The sequence below is a fragment of the Pseudomonas sp. LPH60 genome (assembly GCF_030718165.1).
Taxonomy (GTDB): domain Bacteria; phylum Pseudomonadota; class Gammaproteobacteria; order Pseudomonadales; family Pseudomonadaceae; genus Aquipseudomonas; species Aquipseudomonas danubii.
In genome coordinates this window covers 763,606-780,385 of sequence record NZ_JAVAJH010000004.1, presented here as the reverse complement: position 1 = coordinate 780,385, position 16,780 = coordinate 763,606, and the positions used below count along the sequence as shown (strand labels likewise).

Below are 16,780 nucleotides of genomic sequence, written 5' to 3'. Positions count from 1 at the left end.
ACGTCCAGAGTGATCTGAAGTCTCTAAAACTTACGCACGCCGTAAGGAAGCTTGTTATGCGTTGTCTGTTATTCGCCTGCCTGTTGCTGGGCAGTGCACAAGGATGGGCCCTGGATCGTTTCCAGGTCGAAGGCTACACCCTGCCCAACGGCCTGCAACTACTGCTCAAGCCCGGCAGCGAACGCGGCCATGTGGCGATCCGCCTGGTGGTGGGCGTCGGCCTGGACGATTTCGCCTGTGCCGACAAGGAACTGCCGCACCTGCTTGAACACTTGCTGTTCAGCGGCATCGACGCCAGCGGCGAAGGCGGCCTGGAAGAACGCATGCAAGCCCTGGGTGGCGAATGGAATGCCTATACCAGCAATGCCGATACCACTTTCGTCATCGAGGCCCCGGCGAGAAACCAGCGCAAGGTCCTCGACCTGCTGCTGTCGCTGCTGACCCGGACCCGCCTTGACGACCAAGCCGTGGCCGCCGCCAAACAGGTGGTGGAGCGCGAAGACGGCGGCCATTACTCGCACCTGCAACGCTGGCTCGACCGCCAGGACCTGGGCCACAAGGCCGGCAACCAGCTGGCGGTGGAACTGGGGCTCAAATGCGCCGAGCGCGCCGAAGTCGGGCACTTGACCCTGGCCCAGCTGGAGCAAGTGCGCAAAGACTGGTACGCCCCGAACAACATGACCCTGATCGTCGTCGGCGAACTGGATCGCCTGCTGCCGGCTTATCTGGAGCGCACCTACGGCGCACTCGAGCCGATAGAGCCCAGCGAGCACCGCGAGCTGCCACAGATCCAGGGCACGGCCGCCACCGAGCGCAATTTGATCCATGGCTGGGTAGGGCAGAGCGCACAATTGCACTGGCTGTTTCCCGAACCCCTGCTGGAGCAGCAGCACGACGAGACCTTCGACCTGCTCAAGGACTATCTGGACTGGGCGTTATACCGTCAGTTGCGCCTGGAGCATGAGCTGTCCTACGGCCCCTGGAGCGACCGTGAAGTGTTTGGCGGCGTCGGTTTTCTCAGCCTCAATGCCGACCTCGAACGCGATGACCTGCCCCAGGCCCGACAGGTGGTCGAGCAGCTCAAGGCCAAACTGCTCAAGGACGGTCTGGACCCTGCGACTTTCGAGCGCCTGAAGCAGGCCGCCATCGATCGCCAGGCTTGGGCAGTACAGGGCAACAGCGCCTTGGCGGATTATTACTGGAGTGCCCTCGGCGACTTCGACAACGGCCGCTTCAGCGACCCGGCCAAGCGCCTGCGGGCGGTGAGCCTGAAGCAGGCCAACCTGGCACTGAGGCAATTGCTGCAACAGCCGGGCTATGTGCGAATCGAAAAACCCCTGTTGGGGGACGAGCAACTGCTCTGGCTGACCGGCGGCCTGCTGGCCCTGATCGTCTTCGGCAGCCTGGGCGGCTACCTGCTGTACCGCCGGCGCACCCACTAGCCGGTGTGGCGAGGGAGCCTGCTCCCTCGCCACAGGCCGCGGCCAACAGGTATCCTGTCACGGTTTTTTCCTGCCAAGACTGTGACCCCGCCCGATGCCTAACCTGACCCACTCTATTCAGCGCGTTCTGGAACTGATGAAGCGCTACCCGGGGGTCATTGCGCTCGGCGGTTTCATCTCCGGAGTCGGCAGCTTCATCCTGGTGGACCGGCAACAGAGCCTGGCCTCGTGGATCGCCGTGATCCTGTTGGTGAGCTGGGTCTGGCTGATGCTGGAAAACAGCCTGACCCAACTGTTCACCAAGGTCTTCAAGCGCGAGATCCCACAACCGCTGCTGCGCTACGCGACACAAATGATCCACCAGGAAAGTCTGTTCTTCGTCCTGCCGTTCTTCTTCATCACCACCAGCTGGAACAGCGGCCAACTGGTATTCACCGGGCTGCTGGGGGCAGCGGCGCTGATTTCCATCACCGACCCGCTGTACTACAAGTGGCTGGCGCCGCGGCGCTGGCTGTTCCTCGCCTTGCACACCCTGACCCTGTTCGCCGCCTTGCTCACGGCCCTGCCGCTGATCCTGCACCTGACCACGGCCCAGAGCTTCAAGCTGGCCCTGGGCATCGCCATGCTCCTGTCCTTCCCGAGCCTGGCGTCGATCCTGCCGATCCGCAGCGTGCGCAGCGCACTGGCGGTGCTGTGTATCACCCTGGCCATTGGCAGCACCGGCTGGCTGCTGCGCTCCTGGGTGCCGCCGGCCACCCTGTGGCTGACCGAGGACGCCATCAGCACCCAACTCCAGGACCGCACGCCCGGGGACAGCCTGGAACAGGTGAGTGCCAGCCAGGTACGCAGCAGCGGTTTGTACGCCTACACCGCGATCAACGCCCCCCGGGGCCTGGACGAGCGCATCTATCACGTCTGGAAGTTCAACGGCAGCGAAGTGGATCGCATCGCCCTGGATATTCACGGCGGACGCAAGGAGGGCTACCGCGCCTGGTCCCACAAGCAGAATTTCCCCGGCAACCCGGCGGGAAAATGGCAAGTGCGGGTGATCACCGAGGACGGACAGGTGATTGGTGTGCTGCGCTTCGAGATCACCGACCCAGATCAAGATCCAGCCAAGAGCGGCGAGGCAAAGTAACGGGGATCGTGCTATTACGTAGCACTGCGCAATCGCCCCACAAGCTCGGAGCTTATGAATACCCGCATGACGCCCGGCACCGCTCAACTGGACAACGCCCACTCTCCGGCGCAACTGCGCATCGGCGGAGACTGGACGCTGGCCCACTACAGCGACCTCAAGCGCCTCTGCCAGAGCCTCAACGGCCACTACGACAGCAGCACCCACGTCGACCTCAACGGCCTGGGAGCCCTGGACACCGCGGGTGCCTCGCTGCTGGTAGAACTCCTGGGAGCCGAACGCCTGGGGCGATCCGCCGAACACCCTGATTGCACCCTGTCCACCGCCGACCGCGCATTGCTGCATACGGTCTACAGCTCGCTCAACGATTTTTGTGTGCCGGTCAAGGAACCGGAGATTGCCGTCAGCGTGCAACTGCTCTCACGCATTGGCAGTGCGGTCTACACCGTCTGGCAGGACACCCTCAAGGTCCTGGGCTTTATCGGCCTGATCCTCGAAACCCTGGCCCGGGGCCTGCTGCACCCCAAGCGCTGGCGCATCACCCCGGTGGTGGCGCATATCGAGCAGACCGGCCTCGATGCCGCGCCCATCGTCGCCCTGCTGACCTTCCTGGTGGGGGCGGTGGTGGCCTTTCTCGGGGCCACAGTGCTGGCCAACTTCGGCGCCAGCATCTTTACCGTCGACCTGGTGGCGTTTTCCTTCCTGAGGGAATTTGGCGTACTGCTGACCGCGATCCTCATGGCCGGACGCACCGCCAGCGCCTTCACCGCGCAGATCGGCTCGATGAAGGCCAACGAAGAGATCGACGCCATCCGCACCTTGGGCCTGGACCCGATGGAGTTGCTGGTGCTGCCCCGGGTGCTGGCCCTGCTGGTGGCGCTGCCGATGCTGACCTTCCTGGCGATGCTCTCGGGGATCATCGGCGGCGCCGTGGTCTGTGCCCTGTCCCTGGATATTTCCCCGGCGATGTTCCTTTCGCTGCTGCACTCGGACATTGGCGTTAAGCACTTTCTGCTGGGCCTGGTCAAAGCGCCGATCTTCGCTTTCCTGATTGCCGCCATCGGCTGCCTGGAGGGCTTCAAGGTCAGCGGCAGTGCCGAATCGGTGGGCGCCCACACCACGTCCAGCGTGGTGCAGTCGATCTTCGTGGTGATCGTCATCGACGCCGTGGCCGCGCTGTTCTTCATGGAGATGGGCTGGTGAGCCGCCCGACGCGCCCGCCCGCCGAGGCGGTGATCGAGGTCCGTGGCCTGTGCAACCGCTTCGGCAAGCAGAGCGTGCACGAAAATCTCGACCTGGACGTGTACAAGGGCGAGATCCTCGGCGTGGTCGGCGGCTCAGGTAGCGGCAAGTCGGTGCTGCTGCGCAGCATCGTCGGCCTGCGCCACCCCAGCGACGGCTCGGTGCGGGTCTTCGGCCAGGACCTGCCCAGCCTGCCGGAAAAGCAACGTTCCCTGATCGAGCGGCGCTTTGGCGTGCTGTTCCAGAAGGGCGCGCTGTTCACCTCGCTGACAGTGACCGAGAACGTCGCCCTGCCACTGATCGAGCATGCGGGCCTGTCCCGCAGCGACGCCGAACACCTGGCGGCAGTGAAACTGGCCCTGGCCGGGTTGCCCTTGTCGGCCGCCGACAAATACCCATCCTCGCTCTCTGGCGGCATGATCAAACGCGCAGCACTGGCCCGTGCCCTGGCCCTGGACCCGGACATCCTGTTTCTCGACGAACCCACCGCCGGCCTCGACCCGGTGGGGGCGGCAGCCTTCGACCAACTGATCCTGACCCTGCGCGATGCCCTGGGCCTGAGCGTGTTCCTGGTCACCCACGACCTGGACACCCTCTACACCATCACCGACCGGGTGGCGGTACTGGCACAGAAAAAGGTACTGGTGGCGGACGCCATCGATGTGGTCGCCGAAACCCCGGACGAATGGATTCACCAATACTTCCATGGCCCACGCGGCCGCGCGGCCTACCAGGCCGCTACACAGACCAACGAGGGATGACATGGAAACCCGAGCCCATCATGTACTGATCGGCCTGTTCACCGTGATCGTGGTGGCCGGCGCCCTGCTGTTCGGCCTGTGGCTGGCCAAGTCCAGCGTCGACAGCGCCTTCCAGGACTATCAGATTGTCTTCAACGAGGCGGTCAGCGGCCTGTCCAAGGGCAGTGCCGTGCAATACAGCGGCATCAAGGTCGGCGATGTGGTCAACCTGCGCCTGGACCCCAAGGACCCGCGCCGGGTACTGGCGCAGATCCGCCTGGGCAGTGAAACCCCGATCAAGGAGGACACCCAGGCCAAGCTGGCCCTGACCGGCATCACCGGCACCTCGATCATCCAGCTCAGCGGCGGTACACCGCAAAGCCCGCCCCTCAAGGGCAAGGACGGCCACTTGCCGACCATCATCGCCTCGCCATCGCCCATTGCCCGCCTGCTGAACAACAGCAATGACCTGATGACCGGGGTCAACCTGCTGCTGCACAACGCCAACAGCATGTTTTCCCCGGACAACGTGGAGCGGGTCAGCAACACCCTGGACAACCTGCAGAAAACCTCGGCCAGCATCGCCGGACAACGTGACGACCTGCGCCAGCTGATGCAGCAACTGGGCTCTATCAGCAAGCAGACCAGCGCCATGCTGGAACAGACCACCGCGCTGATGCGCAATGCCAACGGCCTGCTCAACGACCAGGGCAAGCAGATGTTCGGCAGCGCCGAGCACGCCATGCGCAACCTGGAGCAGAGCAGCGCCACCCTGAACAAACTGCTGAGCGACAACCAGGACTCGCTGAACAATGGCATGCAAGGGCTCAACGGTCTGGCGCCGGCGGTGCGCGAGCTGCGCGAGACCCTGAGCTCGCTGCGAGCCATTACCCGCCGCCTCGAAGCCAACCCCGGCGGTTACTTGCTGGGTAACGAGAAGAACAAGGAGTTCACGCCATGAAGCCTGTCTGTCATCTGCTGGCGCCACTGGCCCTGGGGACCGCCATGGCCCTGACCAGTGCCTGTTCGATCCTGCCCAAGGGCGAGCCATTGGATATCTATCGGCTGCCGGTGAGCCAGAGCACGCCCACCGCCACGGGCAAGGCACTGTCGTGGTCGCTGCAGTTGCTCAAGCCCCAGGCCGGCGATGCACTGAACAGCGCACGCATCGCGGTGATTCCCCAGGGCAACCTGATCAGCAGCTACAAGGCTTCGCGCTGGAGCGACCCGGCACCGATCCTGCTGCGCAACCGCCTGCTGGACGGCTTCCAGCGCGATGGCCGGGTGCAGTTGTTGAGCACCGACGACAGCAACCTGCAGACCGACCTGGCCCTGGGCGGCGACCTGCAAGCCTTTCAGACCGAGTACCAGGGCAACGCCGTCCAGGTGGTGATCCGCCTGGATGCGCGGCTGATTCGAGGTTATGACCAGAAGATCCTCGCCAGCCGGCGCTTCGAAATACGCCAGCCCCTGGAGCAGACCCAGGTGCCGGGAGTCGTGACCGGGTTTGGCCAGGCCAGCGATGCGCTGACCCGGCAGGTAGTGGATTGGGCAGTGGGGCAGGGCAACCTGGCGCTGAAACAATGACCGGCCCGTCGCCGGCAATACGGCCGCTTGTAGCAGCCGGCTTGCCAGCGAAGAGCCGGTCAACTCAACCAAAGAACCAGTAGCAAACCGCAATCGCCGCCACCACCCCGGCGAATTCCGCCAGCAAGGCACAGCCCACCGCGTGCCGCACCCGCTGGATACCCACCGCACCGAAGTAGACCGCCAGCACATAGAAGGTGGTCTCGGTGCTGCCCTGGATGGTCGCTGCCACCAGTGCAGGGAAACTGTCCACGCCCTGGGTCTTCATGGTCTCGATGAGCATCGCCCGGGCGGCACTGCCGGAGAACGGCTTGACCATGGCGGTGGGCAGGGCGTCGACAAAGCGCGTATCCCAGCCGGCCCAGGCCACCAGATGACGAATCCCGTCGAGGCCGAAATCCAGGGCCCCGGACGCCCGCAACACACCGATCGCGCACAGCATGGCCACCAGGTACGGCAAGAGGTTCTTGGCGACGTCAAAACCCTCCTTGGCTCCTTCGACAAAGGCCTCGTAGACCTTGACCTTGCGCAGCGCACCGATCACCAGGAACAGCATGATCAGGCCGAACAGGGTGAGGTTGCCGAGGATCGACGACAGGGAGGCCAGGGCCGTGGCCGACAGAGTCGCCAGCAGCGCCATGAAGGCGCCCAGAGCCAGGGCCCCGGGAATCAGGTAGGCCAGCACCACCGGGTCCCAGAGACGCAGGCGCTGCATCACCGCCACCGACAGCAGGCCGACCAGGGTCGAGGCGCTGGTGGCCAGGAGGATCGGCAGGAACACCAGGGTCGGGTCCGCCGCACCTTGCTGGGCGCGGTACATGAAGATGGTCACCGGCAGCAGGGTCAGGGACGAAGCGTTGAGTACCAGGAACAGGATCTGCGCATTGCTGGCGGTGGTGGCGCTGGGGTTGAGTTCCTGCAGGGCGCGCATGGCCTTGAGGCCGATCGGCGTGGCGGCGTTATCCAGGCCCAGGCCATTGGCGGCGAAGTTCAGGGTGATCAGGCCCAGGGCCGGGTGCCCAGGCGGCACTTCCGGCATCAGGCGCTTGAACAGCGGGCCCAGGATCTTGGCCAGCCAATCGACGATGCCGGCCTTCTCGGCGATCCGCAGAAAGCCCAGCCATAGGGTCAGGGTGCCGAACAGCAGCACCATCACCTCCACCGACAGCTTGGCCATCGCGAAAATGCTTTCCACCATGGCGGCAAAGATCCCGGCGTTGCCGCCCACCAGCCACTGCGCCAGGGCGGACACGGTCGCTACGATAAAGAAGCCAAGCCACAGGCCATTGAGCATCGGTCATATCCCTCGGAAGATGCGGCGAATGATAGCGGGGCCCGTAGAAACGACAAACCCCGGATTACCCGGGGTTCGTTCGTTGCAGGAGGCGGCTTGTCGGCGAAGGCGCATCTGAGCCGTATAGAGGACCTGAGGGCATCTGCGTCGGCAAGCCAGTTCCTACACCGAGGCGCTTAGCCTTTGGAAGCTTCGCCTGCTGGCAGCTTCTCTTTGCTGCGCCAGTGCGGCAGGGAGTTCCAGTAGCGCTGGCCCTTGGCATCGTCGTACATGCCCTCCCAACGGGCGATGACCAGTACCGCCAGGGCGTTGCCGATCACGTTCAGGGCGGTACGCGCCATGTCCATCACACGGTCGACACCCGCGATGAAGGCCAGGCCTTCCAGCGGAATGCCCACACTGCCCAGGGTGGCCAGCAGCACCACGAAGGACACGCCCGGAACCCCGGCAATGCCTTTGGAGGTGACCATCAGGGTCAGCACCAACAGCAATTGCTGGCTGATGGACAGGTCGATGCCGTACAGCTGGGCAATGAAGATCGCCGCGATGGACTGGTACAGGGTCGAGCCGTCGAGGTTGAAGGAGTAGCCAGTCGGCACCACGAAGCTGCAGATGGCTTTCGGCGCGCCGTAGGCTTCCATCTTCTCGATGACCCGCGGCAGCACGGTTTCCGAGCTGGCGGTGGAGTAGGCCAGCACCAGCTCATCCTTGAAGATGCGCATCAGCTTGAGCACCGAGAAGCCGAACAGGCGGGCGATCAGGCCGAGGATCACGAAGGCGAAGAAGGCGATGGCCACGTACACCAGGATCACCAGCTTGGCCAACGGCAGCAGGGAGGCGAAACCGAAGTTGGCGACGGTCACCGAGATCAAGGCAAACACACCAATCGGCGCGTAGTTCATGATCATGTGGGTGACTTTGAACATGCTTTCCGAGACGCCCTGGAACATCTTCACCAGCGGCTCGCGCAGATCGGACTGCAGGCTCGACAAGCCCAGACCGAACAGCACCGAGAAGAAGATGATCGGCAGCATCTCGCCACGGGCCATGGCCGCGAAGATGTTCGATGGAATCAGGTTGAGAATGGTCTCGATGAACGCATGTTCATGCTGCACTTCGGCGGCGGTGGCCTGGTACTTGGAAATGTCCACGGTACCCAGGGTGCTCATGTCGATGCCCGCGCCCGGATGGAACAGGTTGGCCAGCAGCAGACCCACGACGATGGCGATGGTGGTGACGATTTCGAAGTAGATGATGGTCTTCAGACCGATGCGGCCAAGTTTCTTGGCGTCGCCGACACCGGCAATGCCGACGATCAGCGAGGAGATGACGATCGGAATCACGATCATCTTGATCAAGCGGATAAAGATATCGCCTGCAGGTTGCAGAACGTTGCTGACCCACCAGGCCTTTTCAGCACTGAAATGATTGAGCAGCGCGCCAATTGCAATCCCCAGGACCAGACCGATGAGGATCTGCCAGGCGAGGCTTAATTTTGCCTTCTTCATATCATTACCCTTACTTCAGTTGGACTCGGGCTGATGCGCGAACTGGAACGCTCAATGGCGGAAAAGTTTGTGCATCGGCCCCCGTATAAGGTCATCCCGAACGAGCATTTACGGCTCTCTGCGGGCGAAAAAAGGCGCAACTATTCCGATGCTAGGGGGGCGCGTCTAATGCCGTAAACGCCTACCCTATGCCGAATCGGCATGAGTTTTTACAAACTAAACGGGCGTCCCAACCGGTTCGAATACGACATTTCGGCAGGCAGAAATACCGTGAAACGGCCATTTCAGGCGGCGTGCAGGCTTGTCGGAAGGGTCAGGAAAAGGTCTAAAAAAGTTTAGGATTACTCTGATTCGGGCGTTCGGAAAGGTTGCGCAATTGACGCAAAGTTTCTCGATATACGGTCGCAGAGAAACACCAGGAAACGTTTGACTGGAGTCAAAGGAAGATTTTTTCCTTGGGGAATCACTAAAAAGACGGACCGATGGCTCTAGGACAAGACTTTGCTCTTCAAGCACGCCGCAAGCTCGTCAAGTCGATGCTCGACCTGAGAGCTTACGCCGCTGCTCTTTCCTGACCCGGCCCTTGCGGAGGCACTCCCTGTACCCCTAGGTCACTCCGATCATCGGTGGATCAGAACGTCCCGGCCCCTTGGTCATGCACTCACCCTCCTCGGGTGGTGCAACAGTCGAAAGAGCCAGGGCGGCCCTTTCTTCTAGCTGTTATGCAAAATCGGCAATGCGCGCTCAGTACCAGTTCGGGTCTTTGCGCAACTGCTCCTGAAGCAATGCCCGCATTCCTTCATCGGGTTTGCCGAGAAAGCGGTAGCTCGCGTGACGGGTCGGTGACTTGTCCGCAGGCAAGCCCGCAGGCACCTCCACCAACATCGCGTAGGCATGCTTCTTGTCGAAACTGAAGGCCACGATCAGGCGCTGGTTCTGACAACTCTGCGCAGTCTCGCAGAGCGGTCCGACCAGGTACTGATCGCCGTCTTCAGTCACTGCGTTCATCTGTTGCTGAGCATCGCCCGACAGGTTCATCACCCATTCAGGCAAGCGCTCTTCCTTGTGCACAACCCCCTGCCAGGTGTCACGAAACTGCGGGTCCGAACCCAGCAGTTGGTTGGTACGTGCCTGGCCATCATTGGCCGCCGACGCCAGGGCGCTGACGCCCAGCAGCAACGTGGCAGCCAATGTTTTCAACGAAAGACTCATGATCAGCCTCGACCACGACGGCCAAAGAAGAACGAAGCGATGAACATCACCAGGAACACGACAAAGAGAATCTTGGCGATACCCGTGGCGGTGCCCGCGATACCACCGAAGCCCAGGACCGCAGCGACAATGGCAATGATCAGGAATGTGATTGCCCAGCTCAGCATGATGATTCTCCTTACTCTTCTATTAATAGTGCTCAGGGGTGCTGCCTATGGAGCCGGTCATGCGCCGCCGAATGCGGCCCAGACCTTGGTGCCTAGAACACCCAGCGTTCCTGACGCGGAGCCTCAAGCGCCGGTTGTGCCTGGTCGACGGCCATCAGTTGCACTGGCGTTGCATCGTTGAGCTGACTGCTCACCGAACTGAAATGGGTCTGGGTGAAATGATGAGTCGGCACGCGCGGGGCGGGTGCCTGGCTATCCTGCCAACGCTGGAACTGCTGTCCGGCGATCAAGGTGACCAGTAACGCCAGGCTGGCAAACAGGCCTTGCTGGAGATGCAGTGGCGCGATACGCAATTGGGCAAGACCTTGGCGATTCATCCTGAAACTCCTCCCACACTGGTGGTGATGTTGTTATGGAAGCCCTGACTTGCGCTTCACGATGAGAGGGATATTGCAGTCTGCATGCCAGCTTTTAATCATATAAATAATTCAATAAAATCAATTACTTACAACAACTCAAAGACACTCACTCACACGCATCCTGCACGATCCCCACCGGCCAACCGTGCGAAATGCACGATCGGACCGTTCCGAGTCCATGGCTTTTTGATCAGAGGGGGAACTTTGCCGAGCCGCAGACAGCCTGATACAGACCCACCCAGGGTCTAGCCTTGGCAAAAGATTAGGGATTTCAGTCTGTTAGCCATTTCCGGCGGAGATATCTAACCTTCAGGCCGTGGAATGGATCAGAATCAACCTTGCAACTTGCCCGATTTTTCTGGGACTAATTAAGATCATTCATTAAAGGAGCCTGGGAAATGGAGTCAGCGCCGGAGAATCAAGGTCGCATCCTGCTGGTGGATGACGAATCCGCCATCCTCCGCACCTTCCGCTACTGCCTGGAAGACGAGGGCTATACCGTGGCCACCGCCAACAGCGCGGCCCAGGCGGATACGCTGTTGCAACGCCAGGTGTTCGACCTGTGTTTCCTTGACCTGCGCCTGGGGGAAGACAACGGCCTTGATGTGCTGGCCCAGATGCGCACTCAAGCGCCCTGGATGCGGGTGGTGATCGTCACTGCCCACTCCGCCGTGGACACGGCGGTGGACGCAATCCAGGCCGGTGCAGCCGACTACCTGGTCAAACCCTGCAGCCCCGACCAACTGCGCCTGGCTACCGCCAAGCAACTGGAAGTGCGCCAGCTCTCGGCGCGCCTGGAAGCCCTGGAAGGCGAAGTGCGCAAACCCAAGGACGGCCTGGACTCCCACAGTCCGGCGATGAAAGTGGTACTGGAAACCGCCCGCCAGGTGGCCAGCACCGATGCCAATATCCTGATCCTCGGCGAGTCGGGTACCGGCAAGGGCGAACTGGCCCGGGCCATCCACGGCTGGAGCAAACGGGCGAAGAAGTCCTGCGTGACCATCAACTGCCCATCGCTGACCGCCGAGCTGATGGAAAGCGAACTTTTCGGCCACAGCCGCGGCGCTTTTACCGGGGCCAGCGAAAGCACCCTGGGTCGGGTCAACCAGGCCGATGGCGGCACCCTGTTCCTCGACGAAATCGGCGACTTCCCCCTGACCCTGCAGCCCAAGCTGCTGCGTTTTATCCAGGACAAGGAGTACGAGCGTGTCGGCGACCCGGTGACTCGCCGGGCCGACGTGCGCATCCTCGCCGCCACCAATCTCAATCTCGAGGACATGGTGCGCGACGGGCGCTTCCGTGAAGACCTGCTGTACCGCCTGAACGTGATCACCCTGCACTTGCCGCCCTTGCGCGAACGCAGCGAAGACATCCTGACCCTGGCCGACCGCTTTCTTGCACGCTTCGTCAAAGAGTATTCGCGACCGGCCCGAGGCTTCAGCGACAACGCCCGGGAAGCCCTGCTCAATTACCGCTGGCCGGGCAACATCCGCGAACTGCGCAACGTGGTGGAGCGGGCAAGCATCATCTGTCCCCAGGAACGGGTTGAAATCAGCCATCTGGGCATGGCCGAACAGCCCACCAACAACGCCCCGCGAATCGGTGCCGCGCTGAGCCTGGACGAACTGGAAAAAGCCCATATCGGCGCCGTCCTGGCCACCAGCGACACCCTGGACCAAGCGGCCAAGACCCTGGGCATCGACGCTTCGACCCTGTACCGCAAGCGCAAACAGTACAACCTGTGAGCATCACCCTATGAAGTTAGCGATGAAACTGCGGACCCGGCTGTTTCTGAGCATTTCGGCCCTGATCACCGTGGCCCTGCTGGGTCTGGTGCTCGGGCTGGTCAGCGTGATGCAGATGGCCAGTACCCAGGAATCGTTGATCCGCAACAACTTCATCACCCTGGATCTGGGGCTCAAGCTGCGCCAGACCCTGGGTGATCAGTTGATCATCATGCTCAGCAACAAGCCCGACTCCGCAGCCCTGGAAGCCTCGCGGCAGCACTACCTGGACCTCCTCGACCAGGGCATCGCCCACGAACAGCAGAACCCGTCCGTGGGTGGTTTCAAGCAGGCCCGCAGCGACTACCTGAACTTCTACCAGGCCTTCGAACACAGCAACACTGCCGCGAGCCTGAACAACAACGAGGCGCTGACCGAGCGTTTCAATACCTTGCGCAACGGCCTGATCAACGAACACAAGCGAGCCCTGGACAACATCAGCCAGGTGGAACGCCAGGCCCGGGACCGTGCCTTGCTGGTAGCCGGCTTGCTGGGCCTGGTCGGCCTGGCGGTGCTGATCATCGGCTTCATCACCGCCCACGCCATTGCCCGGCGCTTTGGCGGACCGATCGAAGCCCTGGCCAAGGCCGCGGACAAGATCGGCCAAGGCAATTTCGACGTCACCCTGCCGATCTCGGCCGCCGCGGAAATGAACCTGCTGACCCGCCGCTTCGGCATCATGGCCGAGGCCCTGCGCCAGCATCAGGCCACCAATGTCGACGAACTGCTGGCTGGCCAGCAGCGCTTGCAGGCGGTGCTCGACAGCATCGACGACGGCTTGTTGATGATCGACCGCCAAGGCCGCCTGGAGCACCTCAACCCCGTGGCCCAACGGCAGTTGGGCTGGGACCAGGAGCGCCTCGGCCAGGGCCTGGGCAGCGCCCTGCAACGCCCGGAGCTGGATGAACAGCTGCAGCTGGTTCTGCGTGGCGGCAACCTGGAGCGGGCCCCGGAAGACCTGGATATCGAGGTCGATGGCGAATCGCGCCTGCTGACCTACAGCCTGACCCCGGTGAGCCACACCCAGGGCCATATTCTCGGCGCGGTGATGGTGCTGCATGACGTCACCGAACAGCGGGCATTCGAGCGGGTACGCAGCGAGTTCGTATTGCGCGCCTCCCACGAACTGCGAACCCCGGTCACCGGCATGCACATGGCCTTCGGCCTGCTTCAGGAACGCCTGCACTTTGCCGAAGAGTCCCGGGAAACCGACCTGCTCAATACAGTCAACGAAGAAATGCAGCGGCTGATGCAACTGATCAACGACCTGCTGAATTTTTCCCGCTATCAGAATGGCCTGCAGAAACTCACTCTCGCGCCCTGCCCCCTGGAAGAGTTGCTGGAGCAGGCCCAGGGCCGCTTCAACGAACAGGCGCAGCGGCAGGACATCAGCCTGCTGCTGGAGATCCAGGCGCCACTGCCGCGCCTGCACGCCGACCGTCCGCAACTGGAACGGGTCCTGGACAATCTGATCGACAACGCCCTGCGCCATACCGCCAGTGGCGGCCAGATCCGCCTGCAGGCCAGGCGCCATGGCGAACGGGTGATTGTCAGCGTCGAGGACAATGGCGAGGGCATCGCTTACGGTCAGCAGGGTCGGATCTTCGAACCCTTCGTTCAGGTCGGACGCAAGAAAGGCGGCGCCGGGCTCGGACTGGCCCTGTGCAAGGAAATCGTCCAGCTCCACGGTGGACGCATGGGCGTCTACTCAAGGCCGGGGCAGGGCACCCAGTTCTATCTGGCCCTGCCGCTCTAGGGCTTCAGGCTTCATCATCCAGGCGCCGGGGCACCAGACGCCGGCCCCGGGTAATCAGCTCGGTAAACTGCAAGGCACTCAGGGCATGGGCGAACAGCCAACCCTGACCGAAGCTCACCCCCTCGCTGCTGAGCAGCGAAGCCTGGTCCTCGAATTCGATGCCCTCAGCGATAACCGTGAGATTCAAGGCGTGGGCCATGCGAATGATGTGGGGCGCCACGCCACTGCTGGCAGCATCGTGACCCAGGGCGTCGATAAAGGCCTTGTCGATCTTCAGGCAATCCACCGGCAGGCTTTGCAGATAGGCCAGGCTGCAGTAGCCGGTGCCGAAGTCATCGATCAGCACCTGATGCCCGACATCCCGCAAGGCCTGCAGGTTGTTGCGCGCCACCACCACGTCGATCAGGCCACGCTCGGTGACCTCGAAGGCGATCTGTCGCGCCGCCACCTTGTGCAAGGCCAGAAGCCGCGCCATGACCTGACCGATGCGCGGCACCATGACATCACAGGCCGCCAGGTTGACCGAGATATACAGCTGGGGATTGGCTCGCAGTACGTGCCCCAGTTGCTCCAGCAGACGCTGCAGGACGAAGTCGGTGATCTGGCGGATCTGCCCGGTGTTTTCCGCCAGCGGAATGAACAGATCGGGACTGGTCAGGGTGCCGTCCGGACGCCGCCAGCGCAGTAACGCTTCGGCCCCTACACAGAGCCTGCTGTTGAGGTCGAAGATCGGCTGGTACAGCACCTGCAGCTCACCGCGTCGCAGCGCCCCTTGCAGCTCTGCTCCCAACGACTGGCGCTGCCGCGCCAACTGATACACCAGCCCGCCGATAAACAGCGCCAGCAACAGACTGAACGGTAACAACCACCACCAGCCATCGAGTATTTCCGCCTGCAGGCTGGCCCGGGGCGTGATCAGCACCAACTGGTACTCGGGATTCTGGGTGGGCATGCGATAGATCAGCAGGTCAGGGGTGACCTGCAGCGGCTCCTCGCGACTGGCGCGCCAGGGCTCCACCGGCGGCCAGGAACGGGCCTGACCCAGTACCGGAATCGCCCGGGAGCCATGCTCGACCACCACCATCAGGCTGCCACCGGCCGGCAGGTCCACCACATCGGTCAAGTGCCCACGGGAGGTGGCCACGCGAAAATTGCCCCGCCCCAGCATCAGAGCAGCGAGGTTTTCATTGGGTTGGGTCGAGGTGTTGAGCCAGTAGCTGTAGGTCGGCCCGCGGATATCCGGAGCTCTGGGCGAGGGCAGGAGATTCTGTCGCGGCCAGTTTGAGCACGTCTGGGTGGCATCCATGTAGGCCGCTTCATAAATGAAGCGATAGCTGTAGCTGACCTGTTGCAGGGCTGCGATCAGCTCGGCGTTGCACTCGCGCAGCGGCTGGGCCTCCAGTACATCCAGGCCTTCACGCAGTTGCCCGAACAGTTGCTCCAGACGCTCCAGAAAACGCTGGCCCTGGGCGTTCATCTGTTGGCTTTCTCGCTGCTGGACCTGATGCATGGCCACTCCGGCACTGCCCAGCAACAACACCGCCGCGCTCAGCACAGCCGCCAGCGTCGCCAGCAACCAGGGGCGATGGAACCAGGTACGCAGGGTCTGGCGAGCAACCGGCATCATGAAAGATCCGAAGGATTACCAATGAGTTATAGCAACTGATTGAGCAATCGGCCCGAACCGTCCGGCGGCGTCATTATTTTGTCTGGTTGAGCACCTGCAGGATGGCTGCACTTTCGGCGTCCGGGGTGCCATCGAATCGACCCGGGCGATAGTGCATCTGGAAAGCCGCCAGCACGTGGCGGGTGGCCACATCCAGTTCGCCAGTCTGCGGCGTGGCATAGCCCAGGACCGCCAACTGTTGCTGGAACCAGCTGATGCTCGGCAGGTTGGCGGCAAAAAACGCCTGTTGGCGGGCCACTGCCTGAGCGTTTGGCCACAGGCCGAGTCCGGCGTCGGCCAGGCGCTTCCAGGGGAACAGCGGGCCCGGATCGAGCTTGCGCGATGGCGCGATGTCGCTGTGGCCAATGATGTGACGCGGGGAGATGTTGTTGCGCTTGCTGATGTCCTTGAGCAGCACGATCAGGTTCTGGATCTGCGCTTCGCTGTAGGGATACCAGAGCCGTCCGTTGGGACCATCACGAAAGCCCGGGTTGACGATTTCAATGCCGATGGAGCTGGAGTTGAGCCAGGTCCGGCCCTGCCACTGGCTCTCGCCGGCGTGCCAGGCGCGGTATTGCTCGTCCACCAGTTTGTAGATCGTGGCGGACTTGTCGTCGCCGATCAGGTAATGGCTACTGACCTGACCATTGGTCAGCAGGGCCAGGGAGCGTTCCAGGGATGCCGAGGTGTAATGAACGATGATGAACTGGGCGCGCTGGTCGTAATTGACCGAAGGGTGGCTGGTGTCAATACGCGGACCGCTGGCACAACCGGCGAGGACCAGGAGCGAAAAAGCAAGAGCAAGAAGTTTCATGGCAAAGGGCA

Annotated in this window: 15 protein-coding genes; 8 read left to right on the top strand and 7 right to left on the bottom strand. The window is 62.4% G+C overall.

Translation table 11 applies throughout. The features are described 5' to 3' along the window. Positions 1-56 precede the first annotated feature (56 nt). The 6 genes from Q8O96_RS18445 to Q8O96_RS18420 all read left to right on the top strand — a co-directional run bounded on the left by Q8O96_RS18445 (position 57) and on the right by Q8O96_RS18420 (position 6,149). Positions 57-1,442: a pitrilysin family protein gene (locus tag Q8O96_RS18445; RefSeq protein WP_115581313.1), complete on the top strand. Its 1,386-nt coding sequence runs from the start codon at positions 57-59 to the stop codon at positions 1,440-1,442. 94 nt (positions 1,443-1,536) lie between these two features. Next, positions 1,537-2,580 carry a DUF5924 family protein gene (locus Q8O96_RS18440; protein ID WP_102862511.1) on the top strand — a complete coding sequence of 348 codons (1,044 nt, stop codon included), beginning with the start codon at positions 1,537-1,539 and terminating at the stop codon, positions 2,578-2,580. 54 nt (positions 2,581-2,634) lie between these two features. Beyond that, positions 2,635-3,783 (top strand): ABC transporter permease, encoded by a 1,149-nt coding sequence (locus Q8O96_RS18435; protein ID WP_102862510.1) that lies wholly within the window; start codon positions 2,635-2,637, stop codon positions 3,781-3,783. After that, a complete protein-coding gene (locus Q8O96_RS18430; RefSeq protein WP_305949190.1) occupies positions 3,780-4,583 on the top strand; it encodes an ABC transporter ATP-binding protein in 804 nt (267 codons plus the stop codon). Before Q8O96_RS18435 ends, Q8O96_RS18430 begins: the two co-directional genes overlap by 4 nt. A 1-nt stretch (position 4,584) precedes the next feature. Continuing rightward, positions 4,585-5,523 (top strand): MlaD family protein, encoded by a 939-nt coding sequence (locus Q8O96_RS18425; RefSeq protein WP_102862508.1) that lies wholly within the window; start codon positions 4,585-4,587, stop codon positions 5,521-5,523. After that, complete coding sequence (locus Q8O96_RS18420; RefSeq protein ID WP_305949189.1) at positions 5,520-6,149, top strand: ABC-type transport auxiliary lipoprotein family protein; 630 nt, start codon at positions 5,520-5,522, stop codon at positions 6,147-6,149. Before Q8O96_RS18425 ends, Q8O96_RS18420 begins: the two co-directional genes overlap by 4 nt. A 64-nt stretch (positions 6,150-6,213) precedes the next feature. Here Q8O96_RS18420 and Q8O96_RS18415 read toward each other — a convergent pair whose 3' ends face one another. The 5 genes from Q8O96_RS18415 to Q8O96_RS18395 form a co-directional block, all read right to left on the bottom strand. Beyond that, positions 6,214-7,443, bottom strand: a complete 1,230-nt coding sequence (locus tag Q8O96_RS18415) for a nucleoside recognition domain-containing protein (protein ID WP_102862506.1) — start codon at positions 7,441-7,443, stop codon at positions 6,214-6,216. A gap of 176 nt (positions 7,444-7,619) precedes the next feature. Then, the gene (gltP, locus tag Q8O96_RS18410; protein WP_102862505.1) at positions 7,620-8,951 is read right to left on the bottom strand and encodes a glutamate/aspartate:proton symporter GltP; all 1,332 of its coding nucleotides are present in this window, start codon (positions 8,949-8,951) and stop codon (positions 7,620-7,622) included. Positions 8,952-9,695: 744 nt separating this feature from the next. Next, complete coding sequence (locus tag Q8O96_RS18405; RefSeq protein WP_102862504.1) at positions 9,696-10,163, bottom strand: inhibitor of vertebrate lysozyme family protein; 468 nt, start codon at positions 10,161-10,163, stop codon at positions 9,696-9,698. 2 nt (positions 10,164-10,165) lie between these two features. Next, positions 10,166-10,330, bottom strand: a complete 165-nt coding sequence (locus tag Q8O96_RS18400; protein ID WP_003170804.1) for a DUF1328 domain-containing protein — start codon at positions 10,328-10,330, stop codon at positions 10,166-10,168. 92 nt (positions 10,331-10,422) lie between these two features. Further along, a complete protein-coding gene (locus Q8O96_RS18395) occupies positions 10,423-10,707 on the bottom strand; it encodes a hypothetical protein (RefSeq protein WP_102862503.1) in 285 nt (94 codons plus the stop codon). A 440-nt stretch (positions 10,708-11,147) separates the two neighbouring features. Here Q8O96_RS18395 and algB point away from each other — a divergent pair, with 440 nt between their 5' ends. Together algB and Q8O96_RS18385 are read left to right on the top strand one after the other, a co-directional pair. Then, complete coding sequence (gene algB, locus Q8O96_RS18390; protein WP_102862502.1) at positions 11,148-12,494, top strand: sigma-54-dependent response regulator transcription factor AlgB; 1,347 nt, start codon at positions 11,148-11,150, stop codon at positions 12,492-12,494. 10 nt (positions 12,495-12,504) lie between these two features. Further along, positions 12,505-14,289 (top strand): KinB sensor domain-containing domain, encoded by a 1,785-nt coding sequence (locus Q8O96_RS18385; protein ID WP_102862501.1) that lies wholly within the window; start codon positions 12,505-12,507, stop codon positions 14,287-14,289. Positions 14,290-14,293: 4 nt separating this feature from the next. Here Q8O96_RS18385 and Q8O96_RS18380 read toward each other — a convergent pair whose 3' ends face one another. Further along, positions 14,294-15,913 (bottom strand): EAL domain-containing protein, encoded by a 1,620-nt coding sequence (locus Q8O96_RS18380; protein WP_115582452.1) that lies wholly within the window; start codon positions 15,911-15,913, stop codon positions 14,294-14,296. Positions 15,914-15,989: 76 nt separating this feature from the next. Continuing rightward, positions 15,990-16,769, bottom strand: coding sequence for an N-acetylmuramoyl-L-alanine amidase (locus Q8O96_RS18375; RefSeq protein WP_207814892.1), 780 nt, complete (start codon positions 16,767-16,769; stop codon positions 15,990-15,992). Between the last annotated feature and the right edge of the window lie 11 nt (positions 16,770-16,780).